Source organism: Paenibacillus sp. LK1 (assembly GCF_002750415.1).
Taxonomy (GTDB): Bacteria; Bacillota; Bacilli; order Paenibacillales; family Paenibacillaceae; genus Paenibacillus; species Paenibacillus taichungensis.
This window is the reverse complement of sequence record NZ_PEII01000007.1, coordinates 118,217-141,854: the sequence shown is the minus strand read 5'-3', so window position 1 is coordinate 141,854 and position 23,638 is coordinate 118,217. Positions and strand designations below refer to the sequence as shown.

The following is a 23,638-nucleotide window of genomic DNA, read 5'->3' as shown; positions in this document are numbered from 1 at the left end:
AAAGGGATGTGTTTCTTCTTTTCTGAATCCCCGGAACCATTTTTCCCTGATGTTTTGTCCGCCATATGCCGCCCTCCGTTCCTGTTTTTTTATACAAGGTAGCTTGTGCCAGAGCGCGCAGAATTATGTGATCTTTTTATAAAAATCCAGATACCTTCTTCAACTAGGGCAACAAAAAAAGGCCTCTGTATGGATAACAGAGACCTTCGGGCCTAATTAAACTAATGCGTCAATCTTCATTCACTTAATTGATACTCTCGTCCACTTCTTTAATCATTTCTTGAATGGATTCCAAACCACCACCGGACAAGTACCAGTAATCCGGGTCAAGATAAACAATGTGTCCATCTTTATAAGCATTCGTATTTTTGACCAAATCGTTCTCAATAACCTGTTTGGCTGGAGTTGCCTCACCACTGCCTGCAACCACCGCACTCCGATCTACCACGAACAGATAATCTGGATTTTTCTCCATAACATATTCAAATGAAACGCTCTGCCCATGAGTGGACACTTCAATATTTGCATCTGCGGGAGTAAAACCGAACACATCATGTATGATACCAAATCGGGAACCTGCACCATAAGCGCTCAATTTACCTTCGTTCGTCAGAACAACCAGTGCATTCTTTCCAGCAGCCGTTACTTTATCTTTCAAAGCTTTAACAGAGGTATCAATTGATGCCAGTGCCTCTTCTGCTTCTTTTTCTTTACCAAAGATCTCTCCAAGTGTCTTCACATTCGAAGTCAGGGAGTTCATATAATCTTCTGTATCTACCGCCATATAAATAGTTGGTGCGATCTCGCTCAACTCTTCATATGAGTCTTGCAGTCGTCCTGAGATGATAATCAGGTCAGGCTTCAGGGCATTTACTTTCTCAAAATCAGCCTCTTTCAAACCGCCAACATTGGCGTACTTTGCATCGTTATACTTTTCCAGATAAGAAGGAACTCCCTCCTGAGGTACACCGGCAACCTCTACCCCGAGCTGATCCAATGTATCCAGCACCCCATAGTCGAACACAACCACTTTCTCCGGATTCTTCTTCACTGTTGTATCGCCAAGTTTATGTTTAATGACGATTTCTTCGTTGGACTGATCTGCTGCTGCATTCGCTTCTGACCCTGTGCCACTGCTGGAACCTGTATTTTCTGCTGTTTTATTTCCACCGCAAGCTGCCAGAACAACCGACAACACGACAAGCAACGTAAACAACCAACCCTTTTTCATAAATAGACACCTCTCGCTCTCTCTATATTGGTTTAACTTTAAGCAAAATACACACAAATCTTACGCCCATCAATCCATTGCACAGGGATGTGCATGTCATATACTTTCTGCAATACATCCGTATTAATGATGTCCTCCGTTTTACCTTCCTGCACGACACGCCCATCTTTGAGTGCCACGATATAGTCTGAGTAACAGGAGGCAAAATTGATGTCATGAATGACAATAACAATCGTCTTGCCCAATTCATCCACCATTTTGCGAAGCACCTTCATAATCTGCACGGAATGTTTCATGTCCAAATTATTCAAGGGTTCATCTAGGAGAATATACTCGGTGTTCTGCGCGATAACCATGGCAATGTAAGCCCGCTGTCGTTGTCCACCGCTTAGCTCATCCAAATACTTTTTGCGGAATGGAGCCAGTTCCATATAATCGATGGCTTCCTGAATCCACTGCCGATCCTCTGCCGTGAGTCTTCCTTGTGAATATGGAAAACGCCCAAAAGCAACCAGATCCTCCACCGTCAACCTGATATTTATGTGATTAGATTGCTTAAGTACTGATATTTTTTTCGACAGATCCTTGTTCTTCCAACCTTCGATCTCTTGCCCTTCGATCAGGACTTGTCCTGCATCCTTGCTGATTAGCCTGGTGATCATGGATAACAGTGTACTTTTGCCTGCACCATTGGGGCCAATAAATGAAGTGATTTTCCTTTTGGCAATATTCAGTGATACGTCATCCACTACCCGGACGCCGCCGTATTGTTTGGTTACATTTCTGACTTCTACCACGACTTATTCTCCTTTAGCAGTAAATAGATGAAGTACACACCGCCTACAAAATTGATAATGACACTTACTGTAGTAGCAAAAGTAAATACCCGCTCCACAATGAGCTGTCCACCGACCAATGAAACCACGGCTATAATGACTGAACCCCAGATCAGCACTTTATGACGATGTGATCGGAATATCTGATGCGCCAGATTCACGACCAGCAGTCCCAGGAACATGATTGGTCCAACAAGCGCTGTGGAGATTGACACCAGAACCATTACAACCAGCAGCAACCTTTTCACAATGTATTGGTAGTCCACCCCAAGATTAACCGCGTGATCTTTACCAAGAGAAAGTACGTCGAGATACTTAGTAAACTTCTGTGCATACAGCAGGATCAAAATAATAGCCACCATTGAGATGATCAGCAGATCCGTATTCACATTGTTGAAACTCGCAAACATCTTGCCCTGCAGCACAAGGAACTCATTTGGATCAATCAGTACCTCCATGAAGGAGGACATGCTCTGAAACAGCGTACCCAGAATAAGGCCAACGAGCAGCAGCAAATAGATATTGCGCCCCCGTTCTCTACGGAACATGAACTGATGCAGGAGTAAGGCAAACAGGGTCATTAACAGGACAGATACCGCAAAGTTAAGGTTTTTGTTCATAAAGCTGATATGCGTGCTCCCAAACACAAACACGGCAAAGGTCTGAAACAACATATACAGGGAGTCGAGTCCCATAATGCCAGGCGTAAGAATTCGATTGTTGGTTATCGTTTGGAAAATGGCAGTGGAGTACGCGATGCAAGCACCCGTGAGCACAATAGCAAGAATCTTTTTTCCTCTGCGAGGCAGAATATAATCCCAGTTGCCCCCGGATTGAATGACCAGAAATACACCAATCAACAGCACTGCCGCTGTAATCAAAATGCCAAATTTCCAGGTATTCGCCGTATACTTCATTCTCATAATTCATAAGCCTTTCTTCGAAGCAGTAAATACAGGAACAACACACTACCCACAACGCCCACAGTCAAACTGATGGAGAGCTGATAAGGATAAATAATCAATTGACCCAAAATATCGCAGACCAGAACAAAAATCGCACCGAGCACTGCCGTATGAGGCAATGTATCCCGCAAGTTGTCACCCTTATACAACGTCACAATATTCGGTACTACAAGACCCAGAAACGGGATTGTACCTACCGTAATAATGACGACTGCTGAAACCATGGCAACCAGAATCAGTCCGAGATTAACCACTTTGCGATAAGCCAGTCCAAGGTTGGTTGAGAAATCTTCACCCATGCCTGCAAGTGTAAAGCGATTAGCGAACAGATATACGATAATGAGCAGCGGAATACTGATATAGATCAGTTCATAACGTCCCTTCATAATCGTGGAGAAGTCACCTTGCAGCCAGGATGACATGTTCTGGATCAAATCGTTCTTGTAAGCAAAAAAAGTCGTGACTGAGCTTACAATATTGCCAAACATCAAACCGAGGAGAGCGATGTATATCGTATCCTTGAATTTGACTTTCTCCAGTATCCGCATAAAGATTAGCGTTCCAGCCAGTGCGAAGGCAAAAGCAACCAGCATTTTCTGCAGTGGAGAAGCTCCAGGGAACCACATCAAAGTAACAAGGATACCCAACCGGGCTGAGTCCATTGTTCCGGCCGTTGTCGGAGACACAAAACGGTTGCGAGTCAGCTGCTGCATGATTAGTCCAATAACACTCATACTGATACCTGCGACAAGGATGCTGATTAGGCGGGGAAAACGACTGACTTGTAACACCTGAAGCTGGACTGGGGTCAAATGAAATATATCCATGGGCGAAATGTCTGAATTGCCAATAAACAGGTATACGATAGACAAAAAAGCCAGTACGATCAACATATAGCCTAACTTCATCTCTCTACTAATCCCCTCACCAATAGCCGTAAAACACTTGTAGTTGTTCTACTTCGTGTCATTTGATATTGATACTCATTATCAATTAGGGTAATTATATCGATATTAATTTCGTTATGTCAACCTTCCTTTGCTTCTCCTTTGCTAAATTTCATGAAACAACCTGAAACACATATAATTCAAAATTAATTGTATATAAGGAAAAAGACCTTCCAATTGGAAGGTCTTTTTAATCATTCGGTTAGTCGGCAAAATAATCTTCAGGAATATAGCGGATCTCAGATTCCGCATATATCGTCAATGTATGGCGTTCTCCATCATACTGCACCCGGTCTCCCTGAACGTAATACCAGTGCTTCACCAAGGGCTGATCTTTACGCTGTACAAAGCGAAACACATTGAGCTCCTGTCTAAGCTCCATAATGCTATCCACCACCTGTTGTTCCAGACCCGTAACGGTAAAAACAAAACCAGTGCCTTCTTTTTGATAACGATAGGACATCGAGTCTGTTTTGCTGTTAACCAGCCCTCGCCCAGTCACTGCATGCTTAACCATGAACCATTCCTGCTGCGTCATAAAAGTTCTTCCTCCTTTGATCTTGGAGTTTCAATCTATTTCGGTAATCTAGGGCAGATCGATCAACATATAGAAAGAGTCCTCGCTTGCATCCAGGTTCATGAATGTCGTCTGTTCCACACGAGCCGTATCCCCTTCATTTAACTGATACTCTCCGTTCAAGCTAAGCTTGCCTTCAATGGCAAAAATGTACATACGGCGATCTGCCGCCTGTTCATATGTTAATGCCTTGCCTGCGGCCAATCGGCCAAGATAGATGGTCATATCCTGATGAATGGATGCGATACGCGCCCCACCTTCAGGGGATACCACGGGTACGAGTGCTCCCGCAAGTGCGTCTGGATCAAAAGAAGTTGTCTCATAAGACGGCTCAAGCCCTTTCGTATGTGGCATGAACCAAAGCTGTAATATACGCACTTCTTCAGAATCCGAGGCATTGTGTTCGGTATGGATCATGCCACTGCCTGCTGACATGCGCTGAATCCCACCAAATGATGTTACAGCTACATTGCCCAGGTTATCTTCATGACGCAGTTTCCCGTTCAACACGATGGACACAATCTCCATATCACTATGCGGGTGTGCACCGAAACCACGACCAGGAGCAATTACATCGTCGTTAGCTACCCGCATGGGTCCAAACGAAGTATTCTCCGGGTCCTGATATTCACCGAAGGAAAAGCTGTGATTGCCGCGCAGCCAGCCCCGGTCGAAGCTGGAGCGGGAATCGGATGGAATGACGTTAATCATAAAGCGCACCCTCCTTTATATCCTCTTATTTTTTCTTAGTTGCATACTTATTCTCATTGTAACAAATCGATGGGCTTGTCGTCCAAAACAAAAAGCCATTTCCCGCTTCGAACGGATCACACGTATAATTACGCGTAATCCGAACTAGCGAGAAAAGGCCTCTATGCAGGATATACCTACTTGAATGAACTTGTTATCTATCCCTATTGGATGGATATAAACCCGTTATGCACGCACATTCTGACGAGCGTTCCCTTGTCTGGAGAAGAAATGATCCACCGCTAGGAAACGGCTGCCTGTGAAGAGCAGTGTCAACGAACCCGCCAGCAGCAGGTAATCAAACTCGGTACCACTCATGAACGGCTGTCCCACTTTGGCAGTGAGCAGAACCCCACCCATCACTACGATGAACAATGCAGCAAATACACGTGTTCCCAAGCCCAGAATCATGGCTGCACCACCCACAAGCTCAATGATCGCTACAACAGATGCCAGAAAACCAGGAATGCCGATACTTTCAAAGAAACCGACTGTACCACTAATTCCACCTTCGAATTTGCTCCAACCATGTAATACAAAGATGAGACCAATCATGATCCTTGAGAAAAACAAACCAATCTCCACACTTCTATTCATATTCATCTTCCTCCTTGGAGTTTAAGTTCAACGTTACCTTTCACCCAATTGACCAAACAAACAAGACAGACAGCAGCAGGATCACTGTGGCAGAAATGAATACCGCATAGCGGGGAAGCGACAGTGAAACATCCTGTTCCGGGTCTAATAAACGGGAAATACGTACATTCACCGAAGTATCGGCAAAAGACGATTGAATAGCTGTCTGTCTAATTCTCCAAGGTTCAGGGCAAGCCCGGATCAGTTTGAGCAGTGCACTACCAATGCCCGCAGCGTTCCCTGTACGTTCAATTGCTTCATTGTCAGCCAGTATTTCTCTAATGATATTGTAATGTTTTGAAGTATGCCTCAACACCGGAATATAAGGCATCATCACGGCAAATACCGACAATAATGTCGTCTTGAGTGGATCACGATGCCACAGATGGTGCACTTCATGATACACAACCGCTCTTTCTTCTTCAGCATCCAGCATCGTGAGCAGCCCTGTGGAAAATACAATACAAGGTTTCCAGAGACCAATCGTAAATGCCACCGGTGACGGCTTGTCCACCACAATGAATCCAGGTTGTTTCAGATGACGGTACCGCGCCTGAAGATCCTGGGACATGGCTCTATCTTCCATTGACCGAAGCTTCCGTATCGCTGCACGTGTCTTCATCATCCGATCGAACAGCAACCAGCCTGTACCTGCAAAAGTCAGGAGAACCAGTGCCATAAGAACATGCCCCATGGATAACCAACCCAGCCTGCTCATCCAGTGGTTACATAGCCAGAGCAGATTAAACGGAATGTCCCAACCGAAAATTTTGTACATCGCGTACATGAACATCTGCATGAACACGAATAACGGAATGCCAAACCCGACGGTAAACAACAGCTTCGAGCGGGCCTTCCACATGTCAATCGCTATCCTTTTTCCATTGCTTAATCTTCTGCTCCAGACGCTCAATCAACCCTGCATCTGCTTCATCCAGCGCATCCAGCATGTGATTCACAGCAAGTACCCCGAATTCATCCACCAACTCATGTGACAATTCCTTGGATTGGTCGTTCATAAACTCCTCCCTGCTCTGTACCGGATGGTACAGTGACGTTCGGCCCTTCTGCGACTTGTGGAGCAGTTCCTTGTCCACGAGGCGATTCATCACCGTCATGACTGTATTGAAATTAACGTCTTTATCTTTTTCTAATGCGGTTTGCACTTCGCGAATGCTGCTGCCTGGACGCGCCCATAAAATGTCCATAATCTTCGCCTCCAGCGGACCGAAAAACCGGTTCAGTCCACGCTCACCCACTTTAAAATTGTGTATTCTCATGTTCAGACACCCCTCACACTACCCATTGTAGTGCCAACAAACGAGAAGTCAACCTCTATGTCAGCTATTTATTGTAAATGATTTGTAAATATGTTTTCCATTTCAGAATATTATTTGGATGCACAAGATCAGCTTAGCGTTAAAAAAACCTAAAGACCGGGCAGGTCTGCTATTCTGCAGTCCTGCCCGGTCTAATTCATAAATCGACTATTCATTTCTGAAATAATGATGAGATCAGTGCTTTATTTACGATCCTGTGAGGGCATAAATGCGGAAATATCCACACCCAGTCCATGAGCCAAACGACCACCGAGCTGTCCATCTGCCTGGAAGAAATGGCACAAGGCACGCAGCTGGGTCTGTTCCGGTACTGCCTTCAAGTCATTGATCAGGTTATCAAGCAGATGTTGCTGCTCCACCGCCGTGAATGAACGGAACAACTCCCCTGACTGCGTATAGTTATCGGTTTTCTCAATTTTCTCACGCGTAACATGGCCCTGTAACGGAACTTGACTTTCACGATATTCAGGTGCTTCCTCCGGGCTGTTGCCTGAGCTATTCGGTTCATAGTTTACCGGGGACGGGTCCTGATTCACATTCATCAATCCATCACGCTGATGATTGCGAACCGGAGCATAAGGGCAGTTCACCGGAATCTGCAAATAGTTTGGTCCGAGCCGATGGCGCTGTGTATCCGGATAGGAGAACAGGCGGCCTTGCAGCAATTTATCTTCGGAAGGCTCGATTCCAGGCACCAAAGCGCTTGGTGAAAAAGCTGCTTGCTCTACTTCTGCGAAGAAGTTTTGTGGATTTCGGTTCAATGTCATGGTTCCGATCGTCTGGAACGGCAGTACATCTTCCGGCCAAGTCTTGGTTGGGTCGAGCGGATCGAAGGCGAAATCATCCATCTGCTCCGGTTTCAGCAACTGTACCTGTAGCTTCCACTGCGGGTATTGCCCGTTTTTGATATGATCGTGTAAATCCCGGGTGGCATGGTTGAAATCCTGTCCTTGCACCTCTGCTGCCTCTTGACGTGAGAAACCTCGTACGCCTTGGGCCGATTCCCACTTGTATTTCACATAATGGACTTGCCCTTGAGCATTAATCCATTTGAAGGCGTGTACGCCGAATCCATCCATTTCACGGTAACTTGCTGGTGTACCCAGATCGGAGAACAACCAGGTCATCATATGAGTCGACTCGGGTGATAGTGTCATGAAGTCCCAGTAGCGTGCAGGGTCCTGGATATTCGTATCCGGCGCAGGCTTCAGGGAATGAACCATATCCGGGAACTTCATGGCATCACGGATGAAAAAGACGGGCAAGTGGTTACCCACAATATCGTAGTTCCCTTCACGGGTGTAGAACTTCACGGCAAATCCACGTGGATCACGCGCTGTCTCCGGCGAACCCGTACCGTGAATTACAGTCGAAAACCGCACCAGTACATCCGTCTCTGTTCCTGGGTCTTGTAAGAAATCGGCTGTCGTATAAGCCTTCATGCTCTTCTCCAGCGTAAATACGCCATGTGCACCAGCACCTCTTGCATGAACGACCCGTTCCGGAATACGCTCACGGTCAAAGTGTGCGATCTTCTCAAGCAGATGATAATCCTCAAGTAATGTGGGGCCTCTTCTTCCTGCGGTACGGGAGTTTTGGTTGTCACCTACGGGTGCGCCCTGATTGGTTGTCATGCGTTCTGTCATATCGTTATCCTCCTCATGTTGGTCTCATGCCTGCTGTATATACTCTATTAAAATCATATTCGCCATCGGATTAAATATACATTTAGACTTGATCTAACTGTTAAATTGATTCTAACATGTCCCACTCGCCCCTTGCATGAGGTTCGTATGAGATTAAGATGAGTTTCTTGCTCATTTCATGAATGAAATATGAACATCAACTTGGAGTAAGATGAGCATTGAGCCATTCCGATTGGCTTGATCTACTCCATCTAGTGGATATACCCGCATACGAGTGACATGAACAGCATTTTGTGTGCACAAAAAAAAGCGGACTAATCCGCCAGGCGGTAGCCCACTCCTCTTACCGTTACTATATATTGAGGCGAAGCCGCGTTATCGCCAAGTTTTTTGCGTAAGCTTTTGATATGAACATCCACCACATTACTTCCACCTGTAAAATCAGTCTCCCAAATATCGCTGAGCATCTCCTCACGGGAAATCACTGCACCTTTGGCATCAATCAGTTTCAGCAGCAGATCATATTCTGTCTTGGTCAAATGAATACGGTCATTATTGCGATGCACACTCATCCGCTCACGATCCAGCCATAGATCCTTGAAAGCGATGCGTTGGCCTTCCTGAGGGAGAAATCCGCGTTTCGGTGCTGCAGGGCTATTGCCAATCATGCGTTGCACACGATACAACGCTTCCTGAGGACGGGCCGGCCAGACCAGCAATTCCTCCTGAAGCATCGGTCCACTGGCACTGCCAATCATCTTCTCCCCCACCAGATACAGACACGGTGTTGCATGTTCTGCTTCACGATTCAATCGGCTGCTGATTCCCGCAAAAGCATCAATGGTTCCAGCAACAGACAGGTCATAGATTAAAAGATCAAATACAAGCCGTTCATGCAAATCAGGCTCCCAGCGGTGGAACACCAGCACATCGAAGCAGCTGTCCGTCAAAGCCTTGACCAGTTCATGTACCTGCCCGGGCATCGGACTGATCAGAATGACCCGTCTCGTGACCGGGCAATTATCCACAAGGGGAGTTGAATCCGCAAGGGCAGGCTTGACCCGGAGCGGCAGACGACGGCCGGACAGGTTGATTTTTACTTGACCCGTTTGTTTCTGCATTCCGCGCAGACACCTCCAAAGACCACATGAGCGTGATCAATCGCATACCCGGTCTCCTCCGCAACTTGCTTCATCCATTGGGGAGGAACTTCCGTCATGACTTCATCTACCTTGCCGCATACTTCACACATAATATGTTGATGTTCGTCCATGCGGGCATCATAACGACTGGCCGTTTCGCCCAACTTGAGCTCCCGAATCAATTCTTTATCTGTTAAATATCGGAGTGAATTATATACCGTACCATAAGCCAAATTATAACCTTGCTCCACCAGACGGTTCATCACTTCTGCTGCCGTTGGATGGTCTTCGGAATGACGGACTACATCGTAAACGGCTTGACGCTGTATCGTCAGATTTAGAGTTCTCACCAGCAATTCTCCTTTATTAACCCATTCAATAGTATATAAGATGACACAGCAATCTACTGATTGCTATGATTCCCTGAAACATCAAAATCAATTTTGATTTAGATTAAGTATAAATCTCATTGTATAATGAAGTCAATATCCGACTATTTTATTCATGAATAGTAATAGCCAAACCATCTTCTACGTGGCCATCACCCCTACTTGGGATAATATGGTTCGCTACTATACTGCTTTTCAGCTAAAATATAGTAATGTGCGCTAAAGGAGGGATGCTTGTTGCTAAGCACGTTTTTCGTCAATCTCTGTGTCATGATCACGTTCATGTATGTGTCCGGAATCATAGCCAAATTCTATCGTATCCGCGTTCCCTTTCCCTCGATGCGTGTTCAGATGATCGGTGGTCTGCTGTTCGGGATCTACGGAACGGTACTGATGAACTATTCCTTTCCTTTAAATGAAACTACCATTGTAGATTTACGTCATTTGGCTATTGTCACAGCAGCCGTATATTTAGGAGGACTGGCTTCGGTCATCTCAGGACTTGTCATTTCCATCCTGCGTATTATCATGTTTGGAATGTCATCCGCTGCCATCGATGCAGCATTCGTCATGACGATCATCGGACTGTCCGGTGTATATTTTGCCTATGCTCCCTGGTCCCGATTAACCAAAATTATTACCATGAACCTGCTGGGTATGACGCTGATCTTTGTGATCCTAATGCTAAATACAACCAGCATGAACTCACTATTGAAAGTATATCCTTTACAGATGACCATTTCTTTTGTCGGTGGAATCTTTATTTATTTCATCGCAGAATTCATTAATAAATCGAATGAGATGTTGTTTCTGCTCGAACGCAAAGCGACCACCGATCATCTTACCAACCTCAGTAATCGCAGACAATTTGAGAAATCACTTGAATTTGAACTAGAACGGGCACGTGAGTACAAACAAAAACTATCGCTGCTAGTCATCGACATCGACCGGTTCAAAAAAGTAAATGACACTTTCGGTCATACTTCAGGTGATGCGGTTCTAAAACAACTCGGACAATTGCTCATTGAGCATGCCCGCTCAGCAGATATCGTCTCTCGGAACGGAGGCGAGGAATTCGCTATACTATTGCTCGATTGTGGTCATCACCAAGCCATGGCCATTGCCGAGTCCATCAGACAATCGGTTGAGAAGTACCATTTCGCGCTGCCTGATGGCAATACGATCCGGCTAACTATCTCTATCGGGGTCGCTGTTTTTCCAGATCACTGTGACGACCGGGATGATAACGATTTCTTTGAACAGGCAGACCGTGCATTATATGAAGCCAAGAATACGGGCCGGAACCGGGTATGTGCCATTCCGTTGCGTTCCAGGTCGCTCTCCAGCGGCCAAAGCTCATTCTAATCTCATACTCAAAAAGGGATGTCCCCATAGCCTACAGGCTAGCCAGGACATCCCTTTCTTATCTCACATTTTGCATCCTTCGAATCAACTCGCTTATGGGTACAAGAACAACCTGTGGAGTTGAGTTTGCCTTAAGCTAAGATTTGTTCGATTTCTTCAACGATGGCAGCATCCAGCTTCACTCCGGAAGCGGCTGCGTTCTCTTTCACCTGTTCAGGACGGCTTGCTCCAACAAGCGCACTGGACACGTTATTCTGGCGCAGAATCCACGCCAGAGCCAATTGGCCGACTTTCAGGTCCAGTTTGTCTGCCACTTCAATTAACTGGCGAACCTTGCCGATCCGGTCAGCGTTAATCTTCCCTTCATCCCATCCCAGCTTCGCTGCCCGGCTGTTCTCGGGAATATCGGACACCGAAGTGTATTTCCCGGTCAACAATCCTTGTGCCAGCGGGGAGTAGACAACTTGTCCAATTCCTTTGCGCTCACCCAACGGGATGATTTCACTTTCGATGTAGCGGTCAAACATGTTGTACACCGGCTGGTTCACCACGATATGATCAAGCAACAGGCGATCAGCGGTACCCAACGCAGCTTCCATTTGTGCCGCGGTCCATTGACTAACACCTACGTAGAGCACCTTGCCTTGGCGCACCAGATCGTCAAGTGCTCGCAGTGTCTCTTCAATCGGTGTTTCGGTATGATAGCGATGGCAATAATATATGTCTACATAATCAACACCCAGCCGTTGCAAGCTGGCTTCGCATTGTTCCTTAATATGTTTACGGGATAACCCTTGGTCATTTGGACCGTCACCCATTTTACCAAATACCTTGGTTGCAAGGACATAGGAATCGCGGGAATACGCTTTCAACGTCTGCCCCAGCAGTTCTTCTGCTGCACCCCGCTCGTACACATTGGCTGTATCAAAAAAGTTGATACCTTCATCGAATGCGGCTTCAATTGATTTCACCGCGTTTTCACGTTCCACATATCCTCCATATGTCAGCCAGCTTCCCAGGCTAATCTCGCTTACTTTCAGTCCGCTTCCACCTAATCTACGGTATTCCATTGAATGCACATCCTCCTCTAAACTGATTAATGATGAAGTTCCCTTTCTATTGTATCGTATTCGGCTCGGATTAAAAGGGCTTTGGAGCAGAATTTGGGAAATAGATAGGGTTGAATATGAAAAGCTCCGCTAAATAGCGGAGCCACGATACAAGTCACTATGTTACGGTTACTTCATATTATTTATGACTGGGCGCTAGTTTGTCTTAGTTAGCTGTTACGATAAATTGTTCCCATGCTCCGCCCACAGCGTTACGATTGGCATACAGCACGCCTCCGTTATTCAGATCCGCACTGACATATTTACCGTTCGCCACGGATTTGAAGGCAACCAGTCCTCCGCCCAATTCTTCTCGGGTAAACTTCTCCCATGTGGATGGGTATGTGGCCGAGGCGATCAAACGCCCGCCATTATTCAGATCGGCTTGCACATATTTAATATTGCTCATCGACAGCAAAGATACCGTACCATCCGAATTCTGGATGATTTTGAACCTTTCCCAATGTCCGGCAGTATCCCGATTGGCTACCAGCGCATCTGCACCGCCATTCTCTGCGCTGACAAAAGTGCCATTGGCGTTGGCTTTCAGATTGGACCATGTCTCTGTAAAGGAAGCCGTTCCCGTATGTTTCTTGACCACATTCTGGAACGAGGTATTAGAGGCAAAGTTCGCCGTAGTGAACTTGCTCCATTTTGAAGCAATTGTTGCCGCGCTGTCGGTATTCAGGTTCGGCGCCGGGTCGTTGTTATTATTGTAATAGCCCCAAGTTCCGCCCCCTTTGACCTTATAACTCCAGTTCGTCCATGAAGCATTCAGTGCATTCAGACCGGATAGCCACTTCTCGGTCAGATCATCCTGACCAAACGAGAACTCGCCCGCTAACACCGGAACGTTCCAATTCTTCTGATAGGACGCCATATCTTTCAGCCAGCGATCCATCTCCGAATTGGTCAAATCCCAGTTGTTATAATCCGTGAATTGATAGTGGTGCGTCTGATACATCACATTCGTCCACCCATAAGTCGTTGGTGGAGAAGCTGCCCACCAGTCGAAGAATGCCGCGATGATGATCATGTGATCGGCATCCTTGGCACGGACGGCTTTGTACATCCGGTCATAGAAATCCATCTTTTGCTTGATTTGAGCAGCATTTTCACCCGTTCCCATGGTCACAAGAGGTTCATTGAGCAAGTCGTACGCAGCAACGGTTGGATTGCCTTTGTAACGTGTTGCCATCCGTTCCCAGATCTGAATAGTCCAGTTCTGGTATGTAGAATTGGTCCACAGTTGGTTGGAATTTTCCTGCCCGCAGGAATGCCATGGACAAGCTGCTCCCGGTGCACCGTGCAGATCGAGAATGACATACAGGTTCCGTTTGCCCGCTTCATCAATCAGCCAATCCAGTTTGCGGAACGTAACCGAATCAGGCTTCATGACACCGCTGGTGTTCATAAAATCCTCCCAATAGATCGGCACACGCACAACGTTCATGCCCCAGTTCTTGATGTTATCCAGATCACCAGCCTGAATCCAGGTGTCCTGATATCCATTGATCAGACTCTGTGCACCCGATTCCCCAAAACGATTCGTCAACGTGCGACGCAGCGTGTACTCATCTACCGCTCCAGAGGGCGTCATCCATTCTTCCTGCAGCAGCCAGCCACCCAAATTTGTTCCACGCAGATTTACCACATTGCCTGTTCCCGAATTATTGCGGACAACCGTCCCGTTAGCCTTCAGGAAATCCCCTGATCCAAAAGCCGCACTGGCCTTCGGTGAACCTACGGCCGAAGCCAGCAGGCCCAGCAGCAGACAGCTGCACAACAGCATGATAGTGCTCTTCTTCAACATGTTGACGCCTCCCTTAAATGGTCATATCTTGAGGTATGACTGAACCAGGATGCAGCACTCACGACGGGTAACGATAATGCTATATAAACAGCGGGTATACGGAGGGTACGATCCATGGATGTCCGCTATTTATCACAAGTGAAGGGGTGGTGAAATCGATTACATTTTATTGAATATTAAACTCTTTATCTCTCCACTATCCCCAATTATTGTTTCAAACGGTTATAACTTGTAATCGTTTTCAATTGGAATTATAATGAATTTGAATTAATTGTCAATCACTTATTTGGAGTTGTGAAGAATATGGATGTCAAAATCATTGATGTAGCTGCCATTGCAGGTGTGTCCCCGGCAACCGTATCGCGGGTCATTAATCAGCACAGCAAAGTAAGCACCAAGACCAAAGATAAGGTGATGCGCGCCATAGAGCAACTGGGGTATCACCCCAACGCAGCAGCCAAGAATCTTCGTTCACAGAGAACCATGACGATTGGCGTCATCGTTCCGGATATTAACAACTCCTATTATGCCGAAATTATTAAAGGCATTGAGAACATCGCCTACGCTCGCCATTACAAGGTCATTATATGTGATGCCCATAACCTGAAAGAGCGAGAAGTCGATTATCTTAATTTGTTACTCGATCGGACCATTGACGGTGTCATCATTATCACTCCCATGCTGGCGGATGAGGAATTATTCCAGCTTGCAGATAAGGGGTATCGTATTGGCATCGTTGGTAAATACATTGAACATGATCAGATCCCGTGTATATATACAGACAACGTGAAATTTTCCCAGGAAGTTGTTCAGCATCTCGTTGAGGCCGGACATCGGAATATCGTTTTCCTAAACGGTTATCCTGAAGCGATCGACAGCTATGAACGGCTAGAAGGCTACTTGAAGGCCCTGCGCAATCATCAGATTCCGTTCCGTCCCGAACTGATCGAGAATGGGAACTTCAATGAGGAAGGTGGGTACGAGGCCATCAAAAGATTGTTTAACAAAGGCCTGTCCTTCTCCGCTGTATATGCAGCAAATGATGAGATGGCGCTAGGTGTATACAAAGCATGTACGGAATACGGAATACGTATTCCCGAGCAATTGGCTATCGTAGGTGTAGATAACAATCGAATCAGTAAATACATCCATCCTACGCTAAGTTCGGTGAACCAGCCCAAGTATACGATGGGGGCTATTCTTATGGAGAAGATGATTGATACGATGAATACGAATGAATTTCAGGATAAACGTGTATTTAAAGTCGACTCGGAGCTGCTTGTTCGAGCTTCATCTTCCTTCAAAATAACAACATAAAAGCGCACCTGTGACAGGTGCGCCTAGTTTAATATATTTTCTCATGTTCTTAATGCACAATGATGCTTAACGCATTCAACAACTCAGCCTGCTTCACCGGCTTGGTCAGGACCGCATCGAAGACTTCCGCTTCATGCGGATCGATATGCATACCATACGGAATCAGAACAATGACCGGTGAATCTGTAACCAGGCGCTTCAGCTTGTGTACAAAATCCACAGCACCGCCCTCCAGAAGTCCCATATCCACAACGGCCACGTCAGGCTTAAAGCCATCCTGTATCCAGTCGTACGCTTCTGTCGTAACCGAGGTCATATGCACATCCATCTCCCATCTGCGCATCAGGGACGAGGCCCCTTGCAGAATGTCAGGGTCCTTGGCAAGCAGCACCTTTTTGCCCTTCAGTCGATGCTGTATATTGGCAAGCTGAGGCAGTTCCCAATGTCTGCGGAGCGGTAGGCAGATCTCGAATTCTGTCTCCTTGTCTCCCATGCCATGCACCTGAATACGGCCATTCATAAGGATGGCGAGGTTTTGGCTGACCGCCAGTCCGAGATTGGTTCCAACCAGCTTCTGTGTACTTATATTTCCGTCCAAATTGTTAATTACTCTAAGCTTATTGTCCGAAGACAACATGCGTCCGGTGTATTTCACTTGGAGTTGAAGGATACCCTCATCCTCTGCATCTCCACCATCTACGGTTGCCGTAATCAATACCGAGCCTGTCCGTGTTGAATCTATAGCATACTGAATGACATGGGCCAATAGTTGCCCGATCTTGATTTCATCCCCGACAAAAACCTGGGACACATTCAGATCAAGGTTCAATCCCAGCTCAATGTTCTTGCTCAGCGCCAGTCCCGCATAGAGATAAACGGTGTTCTCAATCGTCGCTACCAGATCAAATGGATCATCATGTACGACCGTTTTGCCTGCGTCATTGACGTTATTAAAACTCATCATGTTATTCAACAGGGAAAGCAGAATGTTACCGCTGGTTTCAATCATATTCACATATTCTGTCTGCTCGTCCGACATATCCGGTGTACGCATCAGGTCGGTTAATCCCAGAATGCCGTTCAGGGGATTACGAATCTCGTGGCTCATCAGCGACAGCATCTGCGTCTTGGTCATCGCCTCAGACTCCGCACGTTCCTTCTCTGCCTGCAATTGCTCTTGTAATTGCTCCGAATCATTCAGCTTCTGTTCCTGAACTTGAAGCGTATCTTCCAGATCCACCACATACCCGAGAAAAACGGCCATGGCTTGCAGTGTTTTCATATCCGTTTCACTGATCACATAATCAGGATCATCCATCAGACAGATCGTACCGAACGTTTCCCCGGACCTCCGCATGATGGGAATCCCCACAAAGAAACGATTGCCCAGTCCGCTTGTTACGTCCATTGATTTCGTTAGAGGATGTTCACATGTATCCGTGATGATCAGACTGCTGCCCTTATCTCTTAAAACCAGGCTGCAATATGAAGCTTCAAATGGAAGTTCACTACCTTTGGCGATCAACTCTTCCTCACGGTTAAAAGCCTCGATAATAACATTGGTCACGCCATCATTCGTGGCAACGAAGATGGTGTTTACCTTTAAGATTCCGCTTAATACGTCAACAATATGGGACGCGGCTTCCTGTATATTTTCATAGAAGCCCCTTGTAATGCTTACCGTTCCCATGACTCACCCCTCTTGTCTTAGCTGCATTTCAAATCCGTATTCCACAGTATGATTCAATCGATTAACGAGGGTTCAAATATTCCGAAACAGCTGTCACAAACTATTCATATATGAAGTTTTCTATCCTTTTTTTCAAGCATCGTCAACTGAACTTGCACAGTAAATAGAAATTATACGCTTACCCTCCAGCTTTGAAAACCTTTATCACTCAGGGCTATAAATCATGACAGTCGACCAGCCTCTCCCATGTGATCATTATCACACCTAAATAACAATATATAGTTTATAAATGGATAAAGAAACTCTACATGTAGTGTTCAATGAATGGACATTATCCCATACATTTCAATTTTATTATTTAGGAGGAACTGATATGAACATGCTTGAGTATGCCTCTCCACCGGCATCCGATCTGCTATCTGACCTGGGAAGACGAATTATTGGTGCTGAAGATGCCGATACGCTGAGGGAGAATGCCAATCTGAACGGAGACTCATTCAGCGGCAAGATGAGCAGGCTCGGTTCGGAGACCGCCAAGTGGCATGCTTTGCGTCATGTGCTGCCTAAGGGCCTCGCTACAGCTGTGGAGAACGGCGATCTGTATGTACACGATCTGGATCAGTATGCCCTTGGTACGACCAACTGTATCTTTATTCCGTTTGACCGGCTGCTGGCCTCCGGATTCAATACCGGCAACGGTTCGGTTCGTACACCACAGACAATCATGTCTGCCATGGCACTGGTGGCCATTATTTTTCAATCCCAACAGAACAGCCAGTACGGCGGGGTATCCGCCAATAAAATCGACTGGGATCTCGCACCTTATGTGAAGCGTTCGTTCCGTAAGCATTACCGGAAGGGACAACGGCTGTTTGGGGAAATCACCCCAATTGAGGATGAGCAACTTCATCTGGATAGCGATGAAGCAAAGGAGAAGTGTCCTCGAGCCTTTGCCTTTGCCTGTGAAGAAACGGAACTGGAGACCGAACAGGCCGCCGAATCCCTGATCCATAATCTGAACACCATGAGCAGTCGTGCTGGGGGACAGATTCCGTTCACTTCGCTGAACTACGGACTGTGCACTTCAGCCGAAGGTCGACTCGTGTCTCGATCTTTGCTGGAAGCGACCATTCGGGGACTGGGTAACGGAGAAACTCCCGTGTTCCCACAACATATTTTCCAGTGCAAGCATGGAATTAACCAATCTGAAGGAGAGCCGAATTATGATTTGTTCCGGCTTGCTGTGACCTGCTCCTCACGGCGCATGTATCCGAACTTTGTCAATGTGGATGCTTCCTTCAACCTGCCCTATTATCAACCGGAAGATCCCGATACGATCATTGCGACGATGGGATGCCGGACACGTACACTGGCTGATCGCTTCGGACGCAATCGTCAGAGCGGCAAAGGGAACCTGTCTTTTAATACCATCAATCTGGTCAAGCTCGGCATTCGATACGGGATCTGCCAGGGAGCAAGAGCCATTGCTGACCGGGCTGGCTTCTATACTGCGCTGGAATCGGTCATGCACAATGCTACGGACGGTCTGCTACACAGGTATCGAATTCAGATGAACCAACCTGCCAAAGCATCGGACTTCATGATGCGGGAAGGAGTATGGGAAGGCGGTGAACATTTGGCTCCGAATGAACCGGTGGCCGATCTGTTGAAACATGGTACGTTATCCCTTGGTTTTATCGGACTTGCAGAATGTATGACCGCTCTATATGGCCGTCACCATGGACAAGACCTCCATGTACATCGAGAAGCCTTGAATATCATTCGTACGATGAGAGAGTTCTGCGACCGGGTGAGTGAGCAGCATAACCTGAATATCACCTTGTTCGCTACGCCCGCTGAGGGCCTATCCGGCAAATTCACCAAGATCGATCGAGAGCGATACGGCAGCATAGCAGGGGTCAACGACAGGGAATACTACACCAATTCATTTCACATTCCGGTCTATCATTCGCTTCATGCCTATCGCAAGATTGAACTGGAAGCTCCCTTCCACTCCCTATGTAATGCCGGAGCGATCTCATATGTCGAACTCGACGGGAATGTACGGGCCAATACCGCCGCTTTCCAACGAATCGTTCAATACGCGCTTGCCCAGGACATCGGGTATTTCTCCATTAATCACCCGATTGACCGTTGTCCGTCCTGTGGCTATGAGGGCGTTATTGGAGATGTATGTCCCGGATGTGAGGCTCATGAAAACCATGTGCATTTCCAGCGACTGCGCCGGGTTACGGGATATCTGACCGGTGACTATAAAGTGCGCTTCAATGGCGCGAAGCAGGCCGAAGTGAGAGACCGGGTGAAACATCGGTGAATCTGTATGGTTACATCCCGGAATCAGTGAATGAGGGGCCTGGCCTGCGTGCCGTGTTGTTCATCAGCGGATGCCGCCACGCTTGTCCGGGCTGTTTCAGTCCCGGCTCATGGAGCTTCCGGGCAGGCGAACCCTTTACGGAGAAGAGGCAGCAGCAGATTTTGCATGAAGTGACCTCACATCCCTTGCTGGAAGGGGTAACGTTATGCGGAGGTGATCCTTTTTTCTCTGCCGCAGAATGCGCCTCCTGGGTTCGGCAGCTTCGGGCTGCTCGACCTGATCTGACTGTATGGGCCTACACGGGGTTTGTGTATGAGGAACTGATTACAGACCCGTCGCGGGCGGAGTTATCCCGGCTATGCGACGTCATTATCGATGGGCCTTATATCGCAGCTGAGCGTGATGTGTCTCTTCCTTTTCGCGGCAGTCGTAATCAGCGCATCGTTAATGTGGGTGCAACAATGGCAGACCAGACAATCGTTACCATGCAGTTAGATGCATGGTAACGTTTTTTTATTTAGGGGAATCAAGCATAGCGTGGGCGATGATTTGCTTCATTTTAAGGAGCCAAATCTGCCATTAAATCAAGGTTTAATAGAACATTATTTTATTTCCGATCGGATTAATGATATATGTTGCAAGCCCGTTGGTTATCGTCTATGATTGGTAGCAGAAGAGCAAGTATACGACGATTGCATCATGATACAATCTATCATCTATGCTTGGTCGCCAATTTCATAGCCGGAGATGTGTACGCACATTTCTGCACACGGAAACAGGTGCCGACCGCGCTACATGCGTGGTCAGGCTTAAAAGGGAAGCACGGTGTAAGTCCGTCGCGGTCCCGCCACTGTATACGGGGAGTCTATGCATATAATCCACTGGTGCAACCACCGGGAAGGAATGCATATGGCCATGATCCGCAAGCCAGGAGACCTGCCTGTTTCGACAGCATCGCATGACCTACGGAAGATAGGGAGGTGTTAGAGCAGCCGCTACAACTACTTATAGCAGGTGTTCTTTCCCATTCTATCTTTGTGCACAGTCGTCATTCATGATGCCTGTTTCTCGGGTTATGGAATCGGAAGGAATGCCTTTTTTTGATGCTTTCAAAAGAAGCACACCACAATAGCTTCAACTTGATGGGTTCACTTATTATAAATGAGGAGGAATTTTACATGTCGCAATCACAGCAACAACAGCCACAAGTACTGACAGGCAACCTCGGTTACCCCCGCATCGGTGCGGGACGCGAATGGAAAAAAGCACTGGAGTCCTTCTGGGCTGGCCGGATCGATGAATCTACGCTTCATCAGGAGCTAACCACGCTTCGGTTGCAGGATCTGAAGAAACAGCAGGCACAGCAGCTCGATCTGATTCCTGTAGGCGACTTCTCCTACTATGATCATATTCTTGACGTATCCGCGATGTTTGGCGTCGTTCCTGAGCGCTTTAACCATTCAGGCGGACCCGTATCCGTATCTACCTACTACGCCATGGCCCGGGGTAATGATCAGGCAACAGCCTGTGAGATGACCAAGTGGCTAAACACGAACTATCACTACATCGTACCTGAGATTCATAATGATACTGCATTTGCATTGCTTGAAAATAAACCCCTTGCCGCCTATCGCGAAGCGAAGCAGGAGCTTGGGCTGGAAGGTAAACCAGTCGTTGTCGGTCCGTACTCGTATGTACGATTCGCCAAAGGCTATGACGCGGAACGCTTCGCAGAAATCGTCACTCGCCTCGTTCCCGTATACGCCCAGCTTCTGTCTGAGCTTCAAGCAGAAGGCGTACAGTGGGTACAGATCGACGAGCCTGCTCTGACGCTGGCCGTCTCTTCCGAAGATGAGGCTTTGCTGCAACAGGTGTATGCTGCCTTGGCACAAGCTGCACCGGAGTTGAAGCTGCTGCTTCAAACGTATTTCGAATCGGTGGAAGCTTATCCGGTCGTCACAGCTCTGCCTGTTGCCGGAATCGGCCTGGACCTGGTCCACGGCTATGAAGGCAACTTCGCCAGCCTGCGGGAGCATGGCTTCCCGCAGGATAAATGGTTGGGCGCCGGTGTCATCGACGGGCGCAACATCTGGCGCGCCGATCTCGCAGAGACGGCGAAGCTGCTGGAGCAGGTAGCTGAATTCGCAGCCGAAGGCAAGCTGATCATTCAGCCTTCCTGCAGCCTGTTGCATGTACCGGTTACTGCCGCTCAAGAGAGCGCGCTTGATCCGGTACTGCGCAATGCCCTGGCCTTTGCCGACGAGAAGCTGGAGGAAATAGCGACGCTCGGCACGTTGTTGTCCGGCGGTGCGAAGCAGGCGGACCAGGCAGCGGCTTTGGCGGAAGCCAGCCGCCGCGCCCAGGCGAGCACCGAAGCGGTGCGCCTGCTGAGCGAGTCCGAATCACGGACACGCCTGAGTGGTGCGCCTGCAGGGGTGCATGCTGATGAGCAGCTGCTTCGCGACGCGTCATTCCAGGAGCGACGTGAGCTGCAGCAGCAGAAATGGTCGCTCCCACTGCTGCCAACAACAACCATTGGCAGCTTCCCGCAAACGGCGGATGTGCGCAAAGCACGTGCACTCTTCCGTAAAGGGGAGTGGAATGCGGAGCAATATGATGCCTATGTTCGTGAACAGATCCAGGAGTGGATTACCATCCAGGAGGAAATTGGTCTGGATGTGCTGGTACACGGTGAGTTCGAACGTACCGATATGGTCGAGTTTTTCGGTGAGAAGCTGACCGGATTTGCCTTCACCAAAAATGGCTGGGTACAATCCTACGGCTCACGCTGCGTGAAGCCACCTGTAATCTATGGAGATGTGCTGTTCAATGAACCGATGACGGTAAAAGAAACAGCCTATGCCCAGACACTGACCAGCAAACCGGTAAAAGGCATGCTCACAGGTCCGGTAACGATCCTGAACTGGTCCTTTGTCCGCTCGGATATACCACGCAGTGAAGTATCCTACCAGATTGCTCGCGCCATTCGGGACGAGGTTGAAGCGCTAGAGCAAGCAGGCATTGAGATGATTCAGGTCGATGAGCCAGCTCTGCGTGAAGGACTTCCTCTCAAACGAAGCAAGTGGGATGAGTACCTGCAATGGGCCGTGGAATCCTTCCGTTTGGCTACTGCAACCGTAAAACCAACAACGCAGGTGCATACCCATATGTGCTACTGCGAGTTCGATGATATTATTGAAGCCATCAGCGACCTGGATGCAGATGTGATCTCCATCGAGACATCCCGTAGCCATGGGGAACTGGTAGGCAGCTTCGAGCAGAATACGTATGACAAAGGCATCGGACTCGGTGTATACGATATCCACAGTCCGCGTGTTCCAGGCAAGGACGAGATGTTGAATATGATCGAGCGTGCACTTCAAGTGCTGCCAGCAGATCTGTTCTGGGTGAACCCTGACTGCGGACTGAAAACACGTGGTAAAGCCGAAGTTGTAGATGCATTGAGCATCATGGTGGACGCTGCTCGTACAGCAAGAGAACGAGTAACCGCTGATTCCTCAATCTAAACGAAGCCTGTGAATGCAAATAA

Annotated in this window: 20 protein-coding genes and 1 riboswitch; of the genes, 5 read left to right on the top strand and 15 right to left on the bottom strand. The window is 47.6% G+C overall.

Features of this window, described 5'->3' with window-relative positions; genetic code table 11:
- Positions 1 to 244 precede the first annotated feature (244 nt).
- From CS562_RS16950 to CS562_RS16895, 12 genes are all read right to left on the bottom strand, one after another.
- Complete coding sequence (locus CS562_RS16950) at positions 245 to 1,231, bottom strand: siderophore ABC transporter substrate-binding protein (protein ID WP_076287504.1); 987 nt, start codon at positions 1,229 to 1,231, stop codon at positions 245 to 247.
- 38 nt (positions 1,232 to 1,269) lie between these two features.
- The gene (locus tag CS562_RS16945) at positions 1,270 to 2,028 is read right to left on the bottom strand and encodes an iron ABC transporter ATP-binding protein (protein ID WP_099857397.1); all 759 of its coding nucleotides are present in this window, start codon (positions 2,026 to 2,028) and stop codon (positions 1,270 to 1,272) included.
- Positions 2,022 to 2,990 carry an iron chelate uptake ABC transporter family permease subunit gene (locus CS562_RS16940; protein ID WP_306554330.1) on the bottom strand — a complete coding sequence of 323 codons (969 nt, stop codon included), beginning with the start codon at positions 2,988 to 2,990 and terminating at the stop codon, positions 2,022 to 2,024. The genes CS562_RS16945 and CS562_RS16940 overlap by 7 nt, the downstream gene beginning before the upstream one ends.
- Positions 2,987 to 3,940, bottom strand: coding sequence for an ABC transporter permease (locus CS562_RS16935; RefSeq protein ID WP_099857395.1), 954 nt, complete (start codon positions 3,938 to 3,940; stop codon positions 2,987 to 2,989). Before CS562_RS16935 ends, CS562_RS16940 begins: the two co-directional genes overlap by 4 nt.
- Positions 3,941 to 4,181: 241 nt before the next feature.
- Positions 4,182 to 4,517 (bottom strand): hypothetical protein, encoded by a 336-nt coding sequence (locus CS562_RS16930; protein WP_099857394.1) that lies wholly within the window; start codon positions 4,515 to 4,517, stop codon positions 4,182 to 4,184.
- A 48-nt stretch (positions 4,518 to 4,565) separates the two neighbouring features.
- Positions 4,566 to 5,267 carry a pirin family protein gene (locus CS562_RS16925; RefSeq protein WP_099857392.1) on the bottom strand — a complete coding sequence of 234 codons (702 nt, stop codon included), beginning with the start codon at positions 5,265 to 5,267 and terminating at the stop codon, positions 4,566 to 4,568.
- Between the two features lie 225 nt (positions 5,268 to 5,492).
- Entirely contained in the window at positions 5,493 to 5,903 is a 411-nt protein-coding gene (locus CS562_RS16920; protein ID WP_099857390.1) for a DoxX family protein, read from the bottom strand.
- A gap of 40 nt (positions 5,904 to 5,943) precedes the next feature.
- Positions 5,944 to 6,804: a M56 family metallopeptidase gene (locus CS562_RS16915; RefSeq protein WP_099857388.1), complete on the bottom strand. Its 861-nt coding sequence runs from the start codon at positions 6,802 to 6,804 to the stop codon at positions 5,944 to 5,946.
- A gap of 1 nt (position 6,805) precedes the next feature.
- Complete coding sequence (locus CS562_RS16910) at positions 6,806 to 7,222, bottom strand: BlaI/MecI/CopY family transcriptional regulator (protein WP_076287498.1); 417 nt, start codon at positions 7,220 to 7,222, stop codon at positions 6,806 to 6,808.
- 242 nt (positions 7,223 to 7,464) lie between these two features.
- Positions 7,465 to 8,928 carry a catalase gene (locus CS562_RS16905; RefSeq protein ID WP_099857386.1) on the bottom strand — a complete coding sequence of 488 codons (1,464 nt, stop codon included), beginning with the start codon at positions 8,926 to 8,928 and terminating at the stop codon, positions 7,465 to 7,467.
- Positions 8,929 to 9,242: 314 nt separating this feature from the next.
- Positions 9,243 to 10,049: a winged helix-turn-helix transcriptional regulator gene (locus CS562_RS16900; RefSeq protein WP_099857384.1), complete on the bottom strand. Its 807-nt coding sequence runs from the start codon at positions 10,047 to 10,049 to the stop codon at positions 9,243 to 9,245.
- Positions 10,025 to 10,420, bottom strand: a complete 396-nt coding sequence (locus CS562_RS16895) for a Fur family transcriptional regulator (protein ID WP_076287495.1) — start codon at positions 10,418 to 10,420, stop codon at positions 10,025 to 10,027. The genes CS562_RS16900 and CS562_RS16895 overlap by 25 nt, the downstream gene beginning before the upstream one ends.
- A gap of 276 nt (positions 10,421 to 10,696) precedes the next feature.
- Between CS562_RS16895 and CS562_RS16890 the strand changes: the two genes are divergently transcribed.
- The gene (locus CS562_RS16890; RefSeq protein WP_076287494.1) at positions 10,697 to 11,824 is read left to right on the top strand and encodes a GGDEF domain-containing protein; all 1,128 of its coding nucleotides are present in this window, start codon (positions 10,697 to 10,699) and stop codon (positions 11,822 to 11,824) included.
- Positions 11,825 to 11,955: 131 nt separating this feature from the next.
- Here the strand turns inward: CS562_RS16890 and CS562_RS16885 are convergent, their stop codons facing one another.
- Together CS562_RS16885 and CS562_RS16880 are read right to left on the bottom strand one after the other, a co-directional pair.
- Complete coding sequence (locus CS562_RS16885; RefSeq protein WP_063567219.1) at positions 11,956 to 12,894, bottom strand: aldo/keto reductase family protein; 939 nt, start codon at positions 12,892 to 12,894, stop codon at positions 11,956 to 11,958.
- A 205-nt stretch (positions 12,895 to 13,099) separates the two neighbouring features.
- Positions 13,100 to 14,746, bottom strand: a complete 1,647-nt coding sequence (locus CS562_RS16880; protein ID WP_099857382.1) for a cellulase family glycosylhydrolase — start codon at positions 14,744 to 14,746, stop codon at positions 13,100 to 13,102.
- Between the two features lie 303 nt (positions 14,747 to 15,049).
- Between CS562_RS16880 and CS562_RS16875 the strand changes: the two genes are divergently transcribed.
- Positions 15,050 to 16,063: a LacI family DNA-binding transcriptional regulator gene (locus tag CS562_RS16875; protein ID WP_076287493.1), complete on the top strand. Its 1,014-nt coding sequence runs from the start codon at positions 15,050 to 15,052 to the stop codon at positions 16,061 to 16,063.
- 49 nt (positions 16,064 to 16,112) lie between these two features.
- Here the strand turns inward: CS562_RS16875 and CS562_RS16870 are convergent, their stop codons facing one another.
- A complete protein-coding gene (locus tag CS562_RS16870) occupies positions 16,113 to 17,753 on the bottom strand; it encodes a hybrid sensor histidine kinase/response regulator (RefSeq protein WP_099857381.1) in 1,641 nt (546 codons plus the stop codon).
- Between the two features lie 373 nt (positions 17,754 to 18,126).
- On the opposite strand from CS562_RS16870, the gene CS562_RS16865 reads away from it, so the two are divergent.
- The 3 genes from CS562_RS16865 (at position 18,127) to metE (ending at position 23,615) form a co-directional block, all read left to right on the top strand.
- Positions 18,127 to 20,088: an anaerobic ribonucleoside triphosphate reductase gene (locus tag CS562_RS16865; RefSeq protein WP_099857379.1), complete on the top strand. Its 1,962-nt coding sequence runs from the start codon at positions 18,127 to 18,129 to the stop codon at positions 20,086 to 20,088.
- Positions 20,085 to 20,594 carry an anaerobic ribonucleoside-triphosphate reductase activating protein gene (gene nrdG / locus CS562_RS16860; RefSeq protein ID WP_099857377.1) on the top strand — a complete coding sequence of 170 codons (510 nt, stop codon included), beginning with the start codon at positions 20,085 to 20,087 and terminating at the stop codon, positions 20,592 to 20,594. The genes CS562_RS16865 and nrdG overlap by 4 nt, the downstream gene beginning before the upstream one ends.
- Before the next feature lie 254 nt (positions 20,595 to 20,848).
- Positions 20,849 to 21,046, top strand: a riboswitch (cobalamin riboswitch).
- Positions 21,047 to 21,266: 220 nt separating this feature from the next.
- Entirely contained in the window at positions 21,267 to 23,615 is a 2,349-nt protein-coding gene (gene metE, locus CS562_RS16855; RefSeq protein ID WP_099857375.1) for a 5-methyltetrahydropteroyltriglutamate--homocysteine S-methyltransferase, read from the top strand.
- The last annotated feature ends 23 nt before the right edge of the window (positions 23,616 to 23,638 follow it).